Raw genomic sequence first — 16,944 nt, 5'->3', positions numbered from 1 at the left:
CGCGGACGACAGGCCGATGGGAATCAGCGACCAACAGGACGAGGAGGTAGACCATTCCGGGCGTACCCATGGCCGCGGAACGCGCCGATGCGGTACTGCGGTGGCCGCAGGACCTCGGGCACTCCACGGTGCAGGACGACGCTTCCTTCGACGACAGGGCGTTGCTCGCCCCGGACGGCGCCCGCTCGGTCGCCGCCGCGCACGGACTGCCGCTCGACGCCATCGACGCGCTTGCCGCACAGATCCGCGCGCGCCTGCGCCGACCGCCCTACTACACCGTGGTCCGCGGTGTCGGCTTCGGTTCAGGCGCTCTGCTGTTCGGTGTCCTGGCCGGGCGCATCGGCCGCCTGGCGCACCCCTACCCGGATCCGAGCTACACGGCCACGCGCATTCTCCGACCGCGGGAGTCGGCCCGGATGCAGGGGTGGGGCGTCCTCACCGAATGGCTGCACACCGACAGCGCCAACTGGCCCGCACCCAACGACGTCACGATGCTGCAGTGCGTGGAGCCCGACCAGTCGGGCGGGGGCGTGTCCCTGCTGCTCTCCCTGGACGACGCGCTCGAAGAGATCAAGGACCGGCTCGGTATCGCCGCCGTCGACCGGCTGAGCGGCGAGGTCCTGCCCTGGGCGATCGACGACGGCCTGGGCGGCGGCGAGCTGCGGGCGGTACCGCTGACCCAGGAGGGCCTCCGCTGGCAGCCGTTCCGGGTCGCCACCGCGGTGGAACGGTACGGTAGCGCCCTGCCGCACCGGGACACCATGGAATTCATCCGCATGGTGGACACCGTCATGCTGAGCAGCGCGCGGCTGCACCGGTTCTTCCTGCGCAAGGACGATCTGCTGGTCGTCAACAACCGCCGCGCCCTGCACGCCCGCGACGCCGTCCCCGATCCGGCCCGTTCCCGCCGGCGGGTCCGGCACTGCAAGGTGGACCTGACCGGGCCGCCCGCGGAAGGCGGCGGCCCCGCGCGAGCCCGGGCGGCCGATGGGGACTAGCGCCACCATCGCGGCCAGCTTCCCGGCGGGCCCGCTGTCGCGGCCGCTGCGGCGGCTGTGCGACCGGCTCGGCATGGACGTCCGCTTCGACCAGCTCGCCGCCGGGCTCGTCCAGTTCCGGCGGCAGGCGGGCGGGCGCGGCCGCGACTGGGACATCGTCGTCCTGCGCACGGTGGACTGGATGGACGCGGCGCCGGACGGCCGCGCCGCGCGGCGGGAGCGGTTCGCGGAGAACCTGTCGGCGTTCCTCGCCGGCCTGGACGGTCCGGGCGGTCCCGCCGTCGGCTCGATCGTGTGCCTCTACCCCTCGCCGCCGGGCGCGTCGGCGGCGGACGTGGCGCGGTGCGAAGCCGAGCTGGTGGACCGGCTGAGCAGGGCGCAGCGCACGACCCTGATCACGGCGTCGCAGGTCGTGCCCCGGTACCGGGTCGGCGACGCGAGCTGCCAGGAGGTGGACGGCGAACCCGTCTACGGCAACGAGCTGCACACCGCGTTCGCCGCCGAGATCGCCCGCGCCGTCCACGCCCGGGAGAGGCGCCCGGTCAAGGTGATCGCCGTGGACGCCGACTACACGCTGTGGGAGGGCGTCTGCGCCGAGTCCGGCGAGCGGGGGCTGCGGCTCGGCCCGGGGCGGGAGTCCTTCCAGCGCATGCTGCTGGAGCGCCGGCGCCAGGGCGTCCTGCTCTGCCTGGTGACGCAGAACGCCCGCCAGGACGTGGAGCGGGCCTTCGACGAGCACGACTTTCCGTTGACGCTCGACGACTTCGCCCTGGTCGAGGCCGGGTTCGAGGCCAAGCCGACGAAGCTGCGCAGGGCCGCGGCGGACCTGAACGCGGCACCCGAATCGTTCGTCTTCGTGGACGACAATCCCGGGGAGTGCGCCCGGATGCGCGCCGAGATGCCCGCCGTCCACACCCTTCGCTTCCCCCAGGACGACAAGGACGTCGGCGCGTTCCTGGAGCACGCGTGGCTGCTGGACCCGCCGGACACCGGCCCGGTCGCCGTGGACCGCACGCAGCAGTACCGGGCCGAGGTCGGCCGCAGGCGCGCCATGGCGCAGGCGGCCGACCGGGAGCGGTTCCTGGCGGACCTGGACCTGCGGCTGTGCGTGCGGGAGGCGCGCCCCGAGGACGTCCCGCGGATCGCCCAGATGAGCGACCGCGTCACCCAGTTCACCACCTGCCCGTCCCGCAGGACGCAGGCCGCGGTGGCCCGCGACCTCGCCGACGAGGGCCGGGTGTGCCTGGTCGCCGAGGTGGCGGACCGGTTCGGCGACTACGGCCTGACGGGCGTGCTGGAGTACTCCCTCACCCCCGCCGCGCTGCACGTGTGGTCCTGGATGCTGAGCTGCCGCGTGCTGCACCGCGAGGTCGAGCACCGGCTGCTGCGGCAGCTGGCGGACCGGGCGGCGGCCGGCGGGGTGGACGCGCTGGTGTTCGAGGTCAGGCGGACGGACCGCAACATCCCCGCCCGGTCCTTCCTGACCCGCGCGGGCGCCGAGTGGATCGAGCAGGGCGACGACGGCGGCAGGATGCGGCTGACCGTCGAGGCCGCCGCGTCGCCGCCGCCCTCCGCGCCCCCCGACGACACCCGCGAGGCCCGCGAGCCGGAGGCCGGAGCGCCCGCCGGCTCGGCCGCTCCGCCGCCGGCCAACGCGTTCCTGGCGCGGCTGGCCGAGGAGTCCGCCGACGCGCGCGCCCTCTACGAGTCGCTGTTCCCCCGCCGGGAGGACGACGGCCGTCCGCGCACCCTCGGCCTGTGGTCGGCGATGCTCAAACAGGCCTGGGAGGAGGCGCTGGGCGTCGAGGACGTGTGGCACGAGGACGACCTGTTCGGCGTCTGGGGCGCGACGTCGGTCGACGTGCTGAAGGTGTGCGCGCGGATCCGGCAGCGGTGCGGGGTCGTCCTCACGCTGGGCGAGATGCTGGCGCTGCCCACCGTGGCCCGGCAGGCGGAGAACCTCATGCACAGGGCCCCGGCGCGCATCCCGGTCATCACCCGGCTGCGCGGCGGCCGCGGCGTCCCGCTGGTGTTCCTGCCTCCGGCCGGCGGACTGGGCTACGGGTATCTGGAGCTCATCCGCGCCCTCGGCGACGAGCAGACCGTGCTGATCGCGCAGGCGCCCGAGCTGACCGGCGACGAGACGCTCCTGGACCTGGACGCGCTGGTACGGGTGTACCGCGCGGAGATCCTTCGGCTGGCCGGCGGTGACCCGGTCGTGCTCGCCGGATGGTCGTTCGGGGCGCTCCTGGCGTACGAGACGGCCGTCGCCGTCGAGGCCGGGGGCGGTGCGTTGGCGGGCCTCGTGCTGTTCGACCCGCCGGGGCGGGAGCCGCCGGCCCCTGAGCCGGGCCGGGCGGAGCCGGGCGGGGCGGACCCGGGCGGGGCGCGGCCGGAACCGGCCCCCGGCGCTGCGCTGGGCCGCTTCTTCGACCTGCTCGACCCGCGGCGCACGGACGCCGCGGCGCTGGTGGCGCTGGACCGCGAAATCTTCCCCGGGGCCGAGCCGCTGGACGCCGCGGCCGGCCGCGAGGCCGTGTGGCGGGAACTGCTCGCCCGTCTGCTCGCCGACGCCGACGAGCACCAGCGCAACCGGCTGCTGATCCCGGAGCTGGCGCCGCTGGACGTGCTGCGCGGCGCATGCGTGTGGAAGAAGAACCAGGAACTCGCCCGCGCGTACCGGCCGACGCCGGGCGGCCACCGCAGCCGCACCTACGTCTTCGCCGTGGCCGACGACGGCGGCGGCGACGGCGGCGACCACGTGCTCGCCGGCGTCCTCGGCGAGCGCACCGAGACCCGGTCCTACCCGATCCGCCCGGTGGCCGGGCTGCGGGCCCATTCCGCCATGATGGAGAAGGAGAACGTCGCCTTGTTCGCCCCCGACGTGTCCCGCCTGATGACCGAGCTGCGCAGCCGGCACTCCCGTCCGGAACGGTGAGCGCCGCCAGCGCGGCCCGGACCCGCGCGCCGGGCCGGGTGCCGACATGACGCCGCGGACCGCACGACTGGCCGTCGACGGCGGCGAGCCGGTGCGCACGCGGCCGTTCCCGCCCAGGCGGGTGTTCGGCCCGGAGGAACGGGCGGCCGTGGACGCCTTCTTCGCGCGGACCATCGAGACCGGCGACGACTTCCGGTACGGCGGCGACGAGCAGCGCGCCTACGAGGCGGAGTTCGCGCGCTACCACGGGGGCGGTCACGCCCTGCTGGTGAGCTCGGGGACCGCGGCGCTGTACGTGGCGCTGGGCGCGCTGGAGCCGCGGCGCCCCGGCGAGGTGGTGGTCCCGGCCGTCACCGACGCCGGCGGCGTCATGCCGGTGCCGCTGCTGGGGCTGGTCCCGGTCGTGGCCGACACGGCGCCCGGATCGTTCAACGTCGGCGCGCCGCAGATCGAGCGCTGCCTCTCGGAGTGGACCCGGGCGATCGTGGTGGCCCACATCGGCGGCGAGCCGGTGGCCATGGAACCGGTGCTGGCTCTGGCGCGCCGCCACGGACTGCCGGTCGTCGAGGACTGCTCCCAGGCGCACGGGGCCGAGTACCGGGGCCGTCCGGTCGGCACCTTCGGCGACGTCGCCGTGTACTCCACCATGACGAACAAGCACCACAGCACGGGCGGGCAGGGCGGCGTCGTCCACACCCGCGACCCGGCGCTGTACGAGCGGATCCGCCGCTTCTCCGACCGCGGGAAGGCGGCGGGCGCGGACGCGGTCCGCAACGTCCAGGCGGCCCTGAACTTCAACGGCAACGATCTCGCCGCGGTCATCGGCCGCGTGCAGCTCGCCAAGCTCCCGGGCGTCCTGGCCGCCAGACGCGACCTCGTGACGCGGCTGCGCGCGGGCCTGCACGGCCTGGAGGCCACCGGTGTCCCCCGCGTGGCGGCCGACTGCAGCCCCGCCTACTGGTTCGTCCGCATCAGGCTCGACCTCGCCCGCCTGGGGGTGAGCATGACCGAATACCTGCGGGCCCTGCGGGCCGAAGGGATCCCCTGCGGCGTGTGGGCCGACATCCCGGCCGCGGAACCGTGGTACGAGCGCCAGGTCCGCGCCGCCGAGCCCGGGGCGTGGCCGCTGGGCGCGGCGGACCGTCCGCGCCGCCCGGCGGGCCGGGCCTCCTGGCCGAACGCCGAAGCGGCGGCGGGCCGGCACGTCACGCTGTTCGTGCACGAGCGGTGGACCTCCCGCGAGATCGACGACGCCTGCGCCGCCCTGACCAAGCTGGAGCGCGCCTACCTGGCCCGGACGGCGAGCTCGAAAGGAGCGCGACGGTGACCATCGACGAACGCGACTGGAACGCGCTGACCGCGGGCGAGCGCATCCGGAACCTGGAACTCGAAGGCTACGCCGTGCTGCCGGGGCACCTCGACGGCTCCCTGCTGAGCCGTCTGCGGGAGGCCGCCGAGCGCATCCCGCTGCGCCGGTCGAACTACACCGACACCCACTGGTACGCCCACGACCTGCAGTGGCGGGCCGACCCCGCCGTCCTGGAGATGGCGGCGTCCGCCCGGACCCTGGACTTCTTGGACGAGCTGTTCGCCGACGACGTGGTCTGCCTCGGCGTGAGCTTCTCCCGGTCGGAGCCGGGCTATCCCGGCATGGCGCTACATACCGACAGCCATCCCTACGGGTCGAACCTGCACGGCGCCCGCGGTACCTCGCCCGTGCTGGTGCGGGTGCTGTGCTACCTCGACGACCTCACGCCCGACCGGTCGCCGATGCGGGTGGTGCCGTACTCGCACCTGAGCATGCACCGGGACGCCATGCCCTACCGGCGGTACCGGGAGCATCCGGAGGAGACGACCGTCACTTGCCGGGCGGGCGACGCCATCGTCATCAACCACCGGGTGTTCCACGGTGTGGGCCCCAACCGCACCGGCACGGCCCGGCGGGCGTTCGCCGCGTCCTACCGGCCGGCGTGGGCGCGGCCCGCGCAGCCCCTTCCCGAACACTCGCGCGAGCAGCTCGAACGGGTCGGGCCGGCCGTGCGCGGGCTGTTCGAGGACCCGAACCGCGGCCTCACCGACACCTACATCGTCAACTGGTCCGACGACCTGCCCGCGGCGGGCCCCGGACTCGGACCGGCGCGCTGGCTGGGTCCGCGCATGCGGCAGCCCTCGCCCGGGGACAGCCGACCGGACCCCCGCCGGCACCCGCCCACCGAGGGGAGACGCAGATGAACCCGTTGCCCAGCGAACACCTGCTGGAGGTCCCCGCGTCCCAGGCCCGGTCGCTCGCCGCCGCCGCGCCGGGCCTGGACGTGGCCGAGTCCGTGCTCCGCGACCGCGAGCACCAGCGGCGGACGGTCGCGCGGATGAGCGAGCTGGCCGGGGCCGCCTTCGACGACCTGGTCGCGGAGACGCACCGGCGCATCCGGCACTCGGGCTTCCTGCTCCTGCGCGGGCTGTCGCCCGAGCGCGGCCGGGAGCTGCTGATCTCCATCAGCTCCACGTTCGGCGAACTCGTCGAGCCCTACCGGCAGCCGTGGTCCAAGGTCGTGCGGCACATCCAGCCGCGGACCGACCGCGTCGTCGACGGCCACGTGCTCAACGAGCACCTGCACACCGACGGGACCGACTGGAACGGGCCCAACGACTACACGTGCCTGTTCTGCGTGCGGCCCGACCAGAACGGCGAGGGTCGCTCGCACCTGCTCACGCTGAAGGCGCTGCTCGACACCCCGGCGGGGCGGCTGCGGCGGCTCACCGAGCAGATCACCGGCCTGCGGCTGCCCTGGCGCATCGCCGACGAGCTCGGCGGCGGCGTGCACTGGGCGCCCGCGATCACCGAGGGCGGACAGGAGATCCGCTGGCTGCGGTACTCCGTCTCCGAGGCCGTCGCCGAAGGGGCCGAGCTGGACCCCGCGACGGAGAAGCTGCTGGCCGAGTTCGAGGCCGACCTCGAGGAGTGCCCCGCCGTGGTGGACACCGTGCTGGAGCCGGGCGACCTGCTCATCATCGACAACAAGCACTGCCTGCACGCGCGGACCGCGATCAGCGACCTGGCGACGTCGGACCGCGAGCTGCTGCGGACCAAGGTGACCGCGGACGGGAGCCCCCGTCCGACGGACGGCTCATGATCCCGTCCGCGCCGGGCGCCGGCCCCGCCGGCGAGCCGCTTCCCGCCGCCGTCCGGACGGCCCTGTCCGAGCCGACCGCGGCGCGGGTGGCCGACCTGTGGCGGGAACTGGGCTTGGACGACGCGACCCTGCACGACGAGGACGCGCAGCGCGGGCTGCGCGACGCCCTCGCGGACCGGGCGGGCGAGGAGTGGCGGCGGGCGTGCGCACGGGTGCGGCGGCTGCTCGACACGCCGCCGCACGTCGCCCTGGTCCGCGCGGCCGGGCCGCCGTCACCGCCGGTCCTCGCCGCGCTGTCGGTATGCCTCGGCCGACTGGAGGACCCCTACCGCCGGTCGTGGTCGCGCGTCATGCAGGAGATCGTCGTGGACCCCGGCTCCGACGACGCCCTCGCCTGGCACGTCGACAGCCCCGGCTGGCCGCGGACCAACGACCTGACCTGTCTGCTGTGCGTGACACCGGCCGCCGCCGGCGGGCGGACCGAGATCCTGCCGTGGACGGCGATCGCCCGGGAACTGCGGTCGGCCGCGGAACTGCGCGCGGAGCTGGCCGCCCGGAAGATCCCCTGGGTGCTCGACGAGGCGCTCGGGTCGCGGGTCGTGCACCAGCCCGTCATCGGTCCCGAGGGCCTGCGCTTCATGCGCGGCTCGCTGGAGCGCGCCGCGGCCGCCCATCCCCGGGACGCGCCCTGGATCACGTCGCTGTGCCGCCGGTTCGCGGAGGTCGCCGAACGCGCCCGGCCGTACCTGTCGCACCGTCTCGAAGAGGGGGAGATCCTGGTGTTCGACAACCACCGCTGCCTGCACCGCCGCGGGCCGGTGCACACCGCGGAGGGCGCAGGCGAGGGGGCCGGCGAAAGCGCGGACCGGCTGCTGATCCGCACCCGCATCGGCCGCCCGGCCTGGCGGCGGAGCGTCGCCGCCCCGTTCGCGGACGACTCGGGCGGGCGCAGGCACCGGTCCGACGCCGCGTACTCGCCGGAGGGCCGCAAGGAGTGATGTCCTCGCCGGCCGACGCCCACCACGTCGTCGTGTCCCGCAGCGTCCACCCGTGGTTCCGGTACTTCTGCACCGCCCCGCCGCAGAACGTGCACTGCGTCAGCGACCGCGCGGACGACCGGGACCGCCTGGAGGCGCGGCTGCTGCGGTCCGGCGCGCGGACGGTGGTCTTCCACTCCAGCCATGTCTCCCTGCCGCGGGACATCGACATCGCGGCGGCGCTCCGCCGGCGGGGCATCCGGGTCGTCGCCCAGAACCCCGAATGCGCCGCGCTCGGGCTGGACAAGGTCGCGATGCGCAAGTTCCTGCGCGAGCTGTCGGTTCCCGTGCCGCCGGGGCCGCCGGCGCGGCCGGGCGCCGCCCCCGCCGGACGATGGGTGATCAAGCGGCGGTACGGGACCGAGGGCGACGGGATGCGGCTCGTGGACGGCCCCGGCCCGGTCGAGCCGGGCGCCGACGAGTACGCCGAACGCTTCGTCGACGGCCGGGAGTACTCGGTGCTCGCCTGCGCCGACGGCACCCGCGTGGCGACCCTGCCCATCGTCGACAAGGGCCGCTCGCGCACCGACCTGCTGCCGCCGTTCCGGCGGCCGCGCGTCTGCCCCGCCCCGGACCTCGATCCCCGCCTCCGGGCCAGGATGCTGGAGATCACCGAGGCCATCGTCGCGGCGTCCGCCTGCACGGGCTGGATCGAGGTGGAGTTCGTGGTCGGCGACGCCGCCGAACCGCTCGTCCTGGAGATCAACCCCCGGCTGGCCGGCACGGTGCGCGTCGGCGCGATGGCCGCCGGCGTCCGCGTCTTCGACCTGCCGGTGGATCCCGACGCCCGCGGCCGCCTGGCGGCCCGGTCGCTGGCGGTGGAGGTGCCCTGGACCGGTCCCCCGGTGCTCGAACCGCAGCGGTGCACCTTCGCCACCAGCCGCCTGACGGTGAGCGGCGCGGACCTGCGGGAGATCTCCGAACGGCTCGCCGCCCTCGGCCTCGTCCTCGGCGCCGGGCCCGACGGGCTTCCGGAGATCACCCGCGCGTGACCGGCCGCGTCACCCCTGCTGGGCGATGAACGCCGCCAGTTCCGCCCGCTGCGCGTCGCTCATCCAGGTGCCGTACGCGGGTTCGATGTGCCCCTCGCGGCAGGAGCTCAGGAACACCGAGACCCGGTCGCGGATCTTGTACAGGGCGTCGTGCCACTGCATGGCGGCGCTCGGCTTGACCCCGGGACGGAACGTCTCCTTCCGGACCTGCCACAGCGCCGTCAGCTCCTCGATGACCTCCGGATGCCGCCACCAGCACGGCAGGATCGCCAGCGGCAGCTTGTAGTGGTGCACCGTGCTCTCGACGAACGTCGCCAGCTCGTGCAGCGTCCGGCTGCGTTCCGGGCCGGTCAGGGTGGTCCAGTCGATGGGGCCGGGCGGGGGCGGCGGCGCCTCCGCGGGCGGGGCCGGCTCGGGGGCGAGCCGGTCGTCCAGCAGCTCGATGAGCCTCTCCAGCAGCTGCTGCTGCCTGCGCAGCAGGTCCGCCAGCTCCTGGACGTCGGCCGAGCTCAGCGCCCGGGGCTCCTCCACCGTCATGCCGTACCTCCGTCGACGCGCACCTGCTGCTCCCCCTGGTCGGCGCCGGGCGCCTGCTGTGCGGCCCCGTTGGGTCCCTGAGGCTTGGCCGTCAGGTCCCCGTTGCCGATGCCGTTGGCTCCGCCGGCCGCTCCGTCACCGGCGGGAGCCGCGGCAGGGGCGGTGGGGGTGGACCCGCCGAGGCCCCGGGGGGTCTTGCCGATCTCCGTGATCATTTTCTCGGTCTCCGCCTTGCCCTTGGCGATCTCGTCGCCGTCCTCGCGCTTCCACCACGGGGTGAGCTGCACCTCCACCGGGCGGGCGGAGCGGGCGACGACGACCGCGCTGCCGAACTTCAGCGTCCGGATCTCGTCCGGGGACAGCACGTCCTTGCCGCGGACCTTGCCCATCAGCCGCGAGACGTCCTCGAGGTCCTCCACGTTGCCCGCGCCGCCCATGATGACCCGGACGGCGGCGTTGTCCCACATGATCATCGCTTCGTGGTCCCCCCACCGCGCCCGGGCCTGGGACAGCGACTGCAGGTAGACGTGCAGGGCGATCGAGAAACCGCCCGAGTCGCCCATGTACGCCGGAAGGCTCGGCATGGGCGAGATGTGGGCGGCCTCGTTCAGCTCGACGGTGAGCGGCGGGTCCAGCCGGCTCGACGGCATCTTCGTCGCCTCTTTGCGGGCCGAGTCGAACAGGTCCTCCATCATGGCCGTGACCACCGGGGCGATACCGCCGGTCTTCTGCTCCTTGCCCAGGATGTAGAGGGTGTTGCGGCCGGACAGGAACCGCTTCATGTCGAAGGTCTCCTCCGGCGGGGGAGAACACGCGTCCAGCACCCGGGGGTCGGAGAAGCAGGCGAGGATCTGGATCAGACCCGGCCAGATCCGGCCCCCCATGCTGGTGTTCGCCACCATCAGGGACTCGTACTGGCCCGCCCACCCCATCGGCGCGGTGCCCTCGGCCTCCCCCTTGCGCAGCAGCTGCAGGGGCTCGGTGTTGTTCGGCTGGAAGGCCCAGCGCATGACGTCGCGCATCGTGCGCCCGCCGATCGCCGCGGCGTGCAGGTAGCAGCGCAGGATCGAGGTCTGCGCGGCGACCAGGAAGGCCGCGTCACCGGTCACCTCGAAACCGCTGGCGTCCACGAACGTGCCGGCCCGCAGCGCCGCCACGTTCGGGTCCTCGCACCCCTTGATCGGCGACCAGCGCAGCTGCTGGGGCCAGCGGGTCAGCCCGTTGGGGTCGAAGACGTGCACCTCGCCCATCTTCGCGCGCATGGCGTAGGTGTTGGTGAAGGCGTCCGCCCGGGTGGAGGTGACGATGCAGGCGCCCGGCGCGTCGATGGTGTAGGGGGCGCAGAAGTGCACGTCCTTTCCCTGGCGCGGAGGGGCCAGGATGATGAACACGTCCTCCACGGAGGAGTAGAGCTTCTGCCGGGACCTGATGTCGCGGCCGAGGTAGAACCCGACGTCGGTCGGCTTGACCCCGCTCTTGCCCTTGGTGGACGGCCGCACCGACCCGGCCTTCTTCAGGACGGCCTTCTCGCTGAGCATCTTGCGGATCTCGTTGCCCGAGGCGAACCCGAGGCGCAGCCGCCGGAACTCGCGCCGCCGCCGCCAGTTCAGCGCGAACCGCACGAGCCAGAACGCGGCCCAGCCCGTCAGCGCCAGGAAGACCAGCAGGATCGCGCACAGCAGCCAGAGCGGCCCCAGGTCCGGCGCCGCGGCGGCCGGCCAGGCGGCCGCGGGATCCAGCGGATCGCGCAGGAACCGGTAGGCGACCCCGAAGCAGTCCTTGGGACCGGAGTCGGGCCAGCCGTTGCCGCTGAGCAGGCCCGAGAGCTGCCCGGCCAGCCAGATCATGAAGCAGCCGAACGCCGCCACCGCCACGATCGTGTTGGCGACGGTGACGAGGAACGCGTATGCGGCGTCGTCGACCTCGTCGGATCTCGGCCTGTCACGGCCCATGGCATTGCCTCCGTCTCATTCCGCGTGCTCGGTCCTGGTCGGACGGCCTGGTCGGACGGGCCCGGTCAGGCGGTGCTCACCCGGGCCACGCGCCACGGATCGCGCGGGGAGGCGCGCGTGAGGGTGACGAACGCGATGGCCCGAACGGTGCGGCCCTTCCACTCGTCGCGGCCGGTCGGGGTCACGGTGACCTGCCACTGGCGATACGCCATGGTGGGCGTGTCCGGGTCGAGATCCCCCTCCGGCTGCCGCAGCTCCAGACGGACCTCGGCGTAGGCGCGGTGGTCCCGCCACTGCTGCGGCAGCGGGCCGACGGCCTGCTCGGCGGCGACGCGGGCGGCGTAATCGGGGGTCAGGTAGGGGCAGGCGCGCAGGTAAGCGTCGCGCTGGCCGCGGTCGATCGCGGAGTCCACGGTCCACATCACGGTCACGGCGGCCCGGGCGACCGCGGTGGCGTCACGCTGGTCGACGTCCTTCGGATCCGGCAGCCCGCCCTCGGGGGTCTTGGCCGACGCCGTGGGCCGGCAGGCCGTCGGCGTGGGCGACGGGGCGGCCGTCGTCGCGGCCGTCACGGGACGGCGGGGCTCCTGCCCCCCGCACGCGGTCGCGGCCACGGCCAGCGCCGCCGCCAGGGCGGTCAGGGGGCCCGGCCGCCGGGGAAGGGTCATGGCTTGCGCTCTCTCCTCGGTGGGTCAGGGGTTGACCGAGATGTGGACGTGGTCGAAGTGGTTCTGGGTGATGCTTCCGCGGTCCTCCATCAGCCGCCAGCCCTCGTCCGCGCGGGACGGGTTCCAGATGCGCTGCCGGTAGATGATGTAGTAGATGCCGAGGTTCTTGGCGTTGGCCTGCGCCCAGGCGGCGATCTCGCTGCCGAGCTGGGCCTCCGCCGCCGTCGGCGCACCACTGCTGATCATGAAGTCGCAGGCCCGGCCCAGCGGGTGCTCGCCGCCGCCGGTGATGCCGCCCTCGCGGCGGTAGCAGCCGATGCCGCGCGGCACCTTGAACAGGGCCTTGATCTGGTCGCGGACGCAGCGCATCCGGTTGGTGATGTTCTCGGCGCCCATGGCCGCCCCCGCGGGGCACTTCGTGCCGGGGGGATAGCTCCCCGTGGCCTGCGGTCCCGGCTCGCACTCGGCCGCCGACCCGTTGTCGCCGCCGACCTCGAAGTTCCCCTTGGCGTACTTGTCGGCCCACTCCAGGACGTCGTCGACGTACCAGTCGGCGTGGTTGTAGGCGAAGATCGCCTTGCGCATGTCCTCCGGTGCGCCGCTGGCCTTGAGGTAGTTGGCGGCGCCGGGGATGGCGTCCTCGGGGTCGTAGCGGTCCTTGCGGCCGTCGCCGTTGCCGTCGACCCCGTAGGCGTTCCACGTGGACTGCAGGAACTGCATGGGACCGCCGGCGCCGGCGGAGTTCTCACCGCTTTTGACACCGGGCAGGTTGGACCGGCCGTGGTCGGTCTCCACCTTACCGATGCCCGCCAGAACATTCCACGGAATGCCATACTTCTGTCCGGCCTGCTGATAGAGCCGCAAATAGTTGCGGGGGATGGAGTTCGCCTCCTCGGACGCCTCGGGTTGATTGGCGGTTCCACCTGACGGGCACGCGTTGGCGGCACCGCCGCCGAACAACAAGGTGACCATCAGTACAAAGGTGATGACGAATGCGAGTCCGCCCCCGATCAACACGGTGACCGGTGTAAAGGCGCCGTCATCGGTAAAGCGGAGCGCACAGCGGGAACGCAGGAAGGCGGCGACACGACCGGCATGACGGCTCATGGCAGGCCTCCAGGGGGCGGCCCGGCGGCGCCGGGCGGGCGAGGGGCGGCCCGACCGCGGCGCCTCGGCGCGCCGCACCGCCGCGCACGGCGCCGTGCGCCGCGCACCGCGGCCGCGACGGTCGCGCACGCTTCGAAACGCCCGTCGCTACGGGCGTTCCGGTGGGTGTAAAGGGTCACGGCTCGCATCGACACGTACGACGCAGCCGGGCGCGGTGGCGTTTCACGGCTTCCGGGACGGGCTGCGCGCCGGCGGGCGCCCCGGACGCCGGGGAGGTGCCGCGGGCAGGGCGCGGCCCCGCGGGCCGTCCCGGGGCGCGGCGCCGCGGCCCGCGGCCGCGGCGCCCGCCGGGACGAATGACATCGGTGCTGGTCAGCCACCCGCATGGGGGGTCGGCGAATCTTGTAGTCACGAATAAGAATCGCCCCTCACCTGTGGTGGCCAAGGGAGGTGGCGCCCCTTGGCCGACCGCCGATTGGCTTGCCCTGACCTCCTTCGACAGGTCAACCGTAATGTAACGGTTCAAAAAGCCCGCGATCATGGCGCGCCGATGCTATAGCATGCCGACCTGCCCTGGAGATGCTTTTTGAACCAGGGGACATCCTCGGTGCGTCGAAGGGACTATGACCATGAATGGTGTCCCCTTGGACGGTTCCGGGCCGCGTTACCTCGTACCAGGGGCGACCACCTACATGACGGGCAGTCCGCCGAGCGACCAGCCCAAGGTGCGGCCGCATGTCGTGCTCCAGCCTCGCCAGGCACCGCCGCCCACCAGCCAGCTGGGGCTCTTCCGGTACAGCGGCCCCGGCCCGGCGTGGTGGTTCACCAGCTGCCACGGCGGCGCGGGGACGTCAACGGTGGCTGGCATCGTCCGAGGCGGGATGGCCTCTGGCCAGTACTGGCCAGTGCCCGACCCGCCCGCGTACGCCAACGTCGTGCTGGTGGCGCGCGGCCACGCGGGCGGTCTGCGCGCCGCTCAGGCCGCCGCGCGGCAGTGGGCTGGCGGCGGACTCCCGACCGTGCGCGTGGTCGGCTTGGCGGTGGTCGCCGACGCACCCGGCCGACGGCCGAAACCGCTGCGGGAGTTGCTGCATCTCATCTCGGGAGCGTTCCCACGGGTGTGGGAGCTGCCCTGGGTCGAAGCGCTGCGGCTGGGAGAGCCCCCCGACCAGATCCAACTGCCGCCGGCGTTCTCCGAGCTCGCCGCCGATCTCCAACGCATCGTCACTGGAGGAACGCATGTTTAGCACGCTGTTCACCGCCGCGGTAGACGTGCTCCACGCCGTGGCCGCCGACGTTCCCAACCCCGGGCAGGGCGAGGCCCCGCCCGGCGCCGACCAGCTGCTGAAGATCCTGCGGTGGGTGGCCTGGGTCGTTTTCGGCCTGTGCGTCGCGGGCGTGCTGATCGCGGCGGGCCGGATGGCGGTCATGCACCGCCACGGTGAGGGCGGCGCGCACGCGTCGGGGCTGGCCTGGGTGGCCGCCGCCTGCATCCTGGCCGGTTCGGCGTCCGCGCTCGTGGGTGCCCTGGTCGGATGACCGAGCGACGCTCGACGACCGATGACGGGCTGGAGGACTCCAGCCCGTTCCGGCGTCCCGCCTTCCTCATGTCGGCCGGGTTCCTGGCGGTCGTGGCGGTGCTGGGCGCGGTGACCTTCATCCGCAGTCCCGCACCGCGCTCCGAGCAGTCGACCGCCCCCCAGGCCAGTGCGACTCCCGCGAACGGCGCGACGCAGGCTCCCGCGAACGGCTGCCGTCCGGGTGACACCTCACAGCAGATCCCGACGGGACCGCCGACCGGGATCACCTGGCAGGTGTACAAGACGATGGCGTTGCCGTACTCGTCGACAGCGGGCCCTCTCAACGTCAGTGCCGACGGTGAGGTGGCCCGCTGCTTCGCGCATACCCCGGTGGGGGCGCTGATCGCCGCCGTCCACCTCAGTTCCCGCTACGTCTTCTCCCGCCAGTGGCGTGTCATCGCCGACGAGCAGGTGGTCCCCGGTCCCGGCAGGGACGCCTACCTCAAGCTGCGCGGCAACCGCGGCGTCGACGCCGTGACGCCCGGCAGTCTGGGGCAGATCGCCGGGTTCCAGTTCGTCACCTACGACCCGCAGACCGCGGTCGTCCAGCTCGTCATGCGCTTTTCCAACGGCCAGATGTCGGTGAGCGCGGTCACCGTGAAATGGCAGGCCGGCGACTGGAAGCTCGAGCTCAAGCCGAACGGGTCGCCGTCGAACTCGCAGCAGCTCGTCTCGTCACTGGCCGGCTTCACTCCCTGGGGAGGTGTCTGACATTTCGGTCGTCGCAACACAGGCCGCCGCCGATGTGGGCTGCGGCATCGTGCCCGTCCTCCCCTGGTGCCTGGACGACACGGCCAAGGCGGTCGGCGGGGCGCTCGCCGGATCCATCGTCGACATGGTCGCCGAGTCCTTCGCCGACGCCGCGATCGAGATCCTCAAGGTGCTGCTGACGTGGTGGGTCAAGGTTCCCAACCCCACCCTCAGCGAGAACCCCGACGACCCCGTCTACTTCATGCGCGAGCGGACCGGGTGGCTGGTCACCTGGGTCGCCGTGCTGGGGCTGCTGTTCGCCGCGGGCAAGACCGCCTGGCAGCGCCGCGGCGAGCCGTTCCGCGAGGCGTTCTCCGGGCTGCTCACCATGGTCGTCGCCGTCTTCACGGTGACGGCGGCGGTGCGGCTGGCGATCGAGGCGGGCCACTCCTACTCGGTGTGGATCCTGGACGCCTCCACCGAAGGCGACGTCCAGGGCAACCTCGGCAAGATCAGCGCGCTGTTCGGAGGGGCGCTGCTGCCGGTGATGCCGGCGGTGATCCTCATCGTGGCCCTGCTGGCGATCCTGTCGTCGGTGATCCAGCTCGCCATGATGGTGGTGCGCAGCGCGATGCTGGTGCTGCTGGCCGGGGCGCTTCCGCTGGCGGGCGCGGCCAGCATCACCCCGCAGGGCCGCGCCTGGTTCCGCAAGCTGATCGCGTGGCTGGTGGCGTACCTGCTGTACGAGCCGGTGGTGGCCACCATCTACGCCGTCGCCTTCCGGGCGATGCACGGCGACTCGATGGCCCAGCTCCAGGGCATCATCCTGATCATCATGGCGGTGCTGGCACTGCCCGCGCTGATGCGGTTCATCGTGCCGATGGTGTCGTCCACCAGCGGTGACGTCGCCGAGCGGACGGCCAGCGCGGCCGCCGACTACCTGCCGCTGGGCGCCCGGATGGTGAACAACCTCCGGGGCGGCGGAGGCAACAACTCCTCGGGCGGCGGAGGCGGAGGCGGCGGTCCCTCCGGCGCCGGCCCGACCGGTGGCGGCCCGACCGGTGGCGGCTCGACCGGTGGCGGCTCGGGAGGCGGTCCCTCCGGCGGAGGATCGGCGCGGCCGAAGGGTCCGTCCGGTTCGGGCGGAGGCGGCGACGACGACAACGCGCCGCCGTCCGGCGGTCCCGGTGGCGGCGGCTCCGGCGCAGGCTCCGGCGGAGGCAGCGGTTCCGGTGGCGGCGGACCGGCGGGCGGTGCCGCAGGTGGCGCCGGCGCGGCCGGTGGTGCCGGCGGCGGTGCGGCCGGTGGTGGACC

16 protein-coding genes are annotated in these 16,944 nt (G+C 73.6%); 11 read left to right on the top strand and 5 right to left on the bottom strand.

Annotated features, from left to right (window positions below):
• Positions 1-68: 68 nt before the first annotated feature.
• From ABD879_RS14140 to ABD879_RS14110, 7 genes are read left to right on the top strand one after another with little or no spacing between them, the layout of a single operon-like run.
• Complete coding sequence (locus ABD879_RS14140; RefSeq protein WP_345021460.1) at positions 69-998, top strand: TauD/TfdA family dioxygenase; 930 nt, start codon at positions 69-71, stop codon at positions 996-998.
• Positions 988-3,936, top strand: coding sequence for an HAD-IIIC family phosphatase (locus ABD879_RS14135; RefSeq protein WP_345021458.1), 2,949 nt, complete (start codon positions 988-990; stop codon positions 3,934-3,936). Before ABD879_RS14140 ends, ABD879_RS14135 begins: the two co-directional genes overlap by 11 nt.
• A 46-nt stretch (positions 3,937-3,982) precedes the next feature.
• Positions 3,983-5,263: a DegT/DnrJ/EryC1/StrS family aminotransferase gene (locus ABD879_RS14130; RefSeq protein WP_345021456.1), complete on the top strand. Its 1,281-nt coding sequence runs from the start codon at positions 3,983-3,985 to the stop codon at positions 5,261-5,263.
• Entirely contained in the window at positions 5,260-6,168 is a 909-nt protein-coding gene (locus ABD879_RS14125; protein WP_345021454.1) for a phytanoyl-CoA dioxygenase family protein, read from the top strand. Before ABD879_RS14130 ends, ABD879_RS14125 begins: the two co-directional genes overlap by 4 nt.
• Positions 6,165-7,067 carry a TauD/TfdA family dioxygenase gene (locus ABD879_RS14120; RefSeq protein ID WP_345021452.1) on the top strand — a complete coding sequence of 301 codons (903 nt, stop codon included), beginning with the start codon at positions 6,165-6,167 and terminating at the stop codon, positions 7,065-7,067. Before ABD879_RS14125 ends, ABD879_RS14120 begins: the two co-directional genes overlap by 4 nt.
• Positions 7,064-8,065, top strand: a complete 1,002-nt coding sequence (locus ABD879_RS14115; protein WP_345021451.1) for a TauD/TfdA family dioxygenase — start codon at positions 7,064-7,066, stop codon at positions 8,063-8,065. Before ABD879_RS14120 ends, ABD879_RS14115 begins: the two co-directional genes overlap by 4 nt.
• Positions 8,065-9,096, top strand: a complete 1,032-nt coding sequence (locus ABD879_RS14110) for an ATP-grasp domain-containing protein (RefSeq protein WP_345021449.1) — start codon at positions 8,065-8,067, stop codon at positions 9,094-9,096. The genes ABD879_RS14115 and ABD879_RS14110 overlap by 1 nt, the downstream gene beginning before the upstream one ends.
• A 9-nt stretch (positions 9,097-9,105) precedes the next feature.
• On the opposite strand, the gene ABD879_RS14105 is transcribed toward ABD879_RS14110, so the two are convergent.
• The 5 genes from ABD879_RS14105 to ABD879_RS14085 all read right to left on the bottom strand — a co-directional run bounded on the left by ABD879_RS14105 (position 9,106) and on the right by ABD879_RS14085 (position 14,228).
• Entirely contained in the window at positions 9,106-9,633 is a 528-nt protein-coding gene (locus ABD879_RS14105) for a hypothetical protein (RefSeq protein ID WP_345021447.1), read from the bottom strand.
• Positions 9,630-11,585 carry a type IV secretory system conjugative DNA transfer family protein gene (locus tag ABD879_RS14100; RefSeq protein WP_345021445.1) on the bottom strand — a complete coding sequence of 652 codons (1,956 nt, stop codon included), beginning with the start codon at positions 11,583-11,585 and terminating at the stop codon, positions 9,630-9,632. The genes ABD879_RS14105 and ABD879_RS14100 overlap by 4 nt, the downstream gene beginning before the upstream one ends.
• A 65-nt stretch (positions 11,586-11,650) precedes the next feature.
• Entirely contained in the window at positions 11,651-12,253 is a 603-nt protein-coding gene (locus ABD879_RS14095; RefSeq protein ID WP_345021443.1) for a hypothetical protein, read from the bottom strand.
• A gap of 24 nt (positions 12,254-12,277) precedes the next feature.
• On the bottom strand, positions 12,278-13,225 hold the full coding sequence (locus ABD879_RS14090; RefSeq protein ID WP_345021441.1) for a lytic transglycosylase domain-containing protein: 948 nt from the start codon (positions 13,223-13,225) through the stop codon (positions 12,278-12,280).
• Between the two features lie 823 nt (positions 13,226-14,048).
• Entirely contained in the window at positions 14,049-14,228 is a 180-nt protein-coding gene (locus tag ABD879_RS14085; protein ID WP_345021439.1) for a hypothetical protein, read from the bottom strand.
• Between ABD879_RS14085 and ABD879_RS14080 the strand changes: the two genes are divergently transcribed.
• The 4 genes from ABD879_RS14080 to ABD879_RS14065 all read left to right on the top strand — a co-directional run.
• Positions 14,218-14,607 (top strand): DUF6668 family protein, encoded by a 390-nt coding sequence (locus ABD879_RS14080; RefSeq protein ID WP_345021437.1) that lies wholly within the window; start codon positions 14,218-14,220, stop codon positions 14,605-14,607. The genes ABD879_RS14085 and ABD879_RS14080 overlap by 11 nt on opposite strands.
• Entirely contained in the window at positions 14,600-14,899 is a 300-nt protein-coding gene (locus tag ABD879_RS14075) for a hypothetical protein (protein WP_345021435.1), read from the top strand. The genes ABD879_RS14080 and ABD879_RS14075 overlap by 8 nt, the downstream gene beginning before the upstream one ends.
• Positions 14,896-15,651 (top strand): DUF8175 domain-containg protein, encoded by a 756-nt coding sequence (locus ABD879_RS14070; RefSeq protein WP_345021433.1) that lies wholly within the window; start codon positions 14,896-14,898, stop codon positions 15,649-15,651. Before ABD879_RS14075 ends, ABD879_RS14070 begins: the two co-directional genes overlap by 4 nt.
• A partial coding sequence (locus ABD879_RS14065) for a hypothetical protein (protein ID WP_345021431.1) occupies positions 15,644-16,944 on the top strand: 1,301 nt, incomplete at its 3' end. The genes ABD879_RS14070 and ABD879_RS14065, both read left to right, overlap by 8 nt.

Source organism: Actinomadura keratinilytica, assembly GCF_039539665.1.
Taxonomy (GTDB): domain Bacteria; phylum Actinomycetota; class Actinomycetes; order Streptosporangiales; family Streptosporangiaceae; genus Spirillospora; species Spirillospora keratinilytica.
The sequence above is the reverse complement of the archived record's forward strand: the minus strand, read 5'-3'. Positions and strand labels throughout refer to the sequence as shown.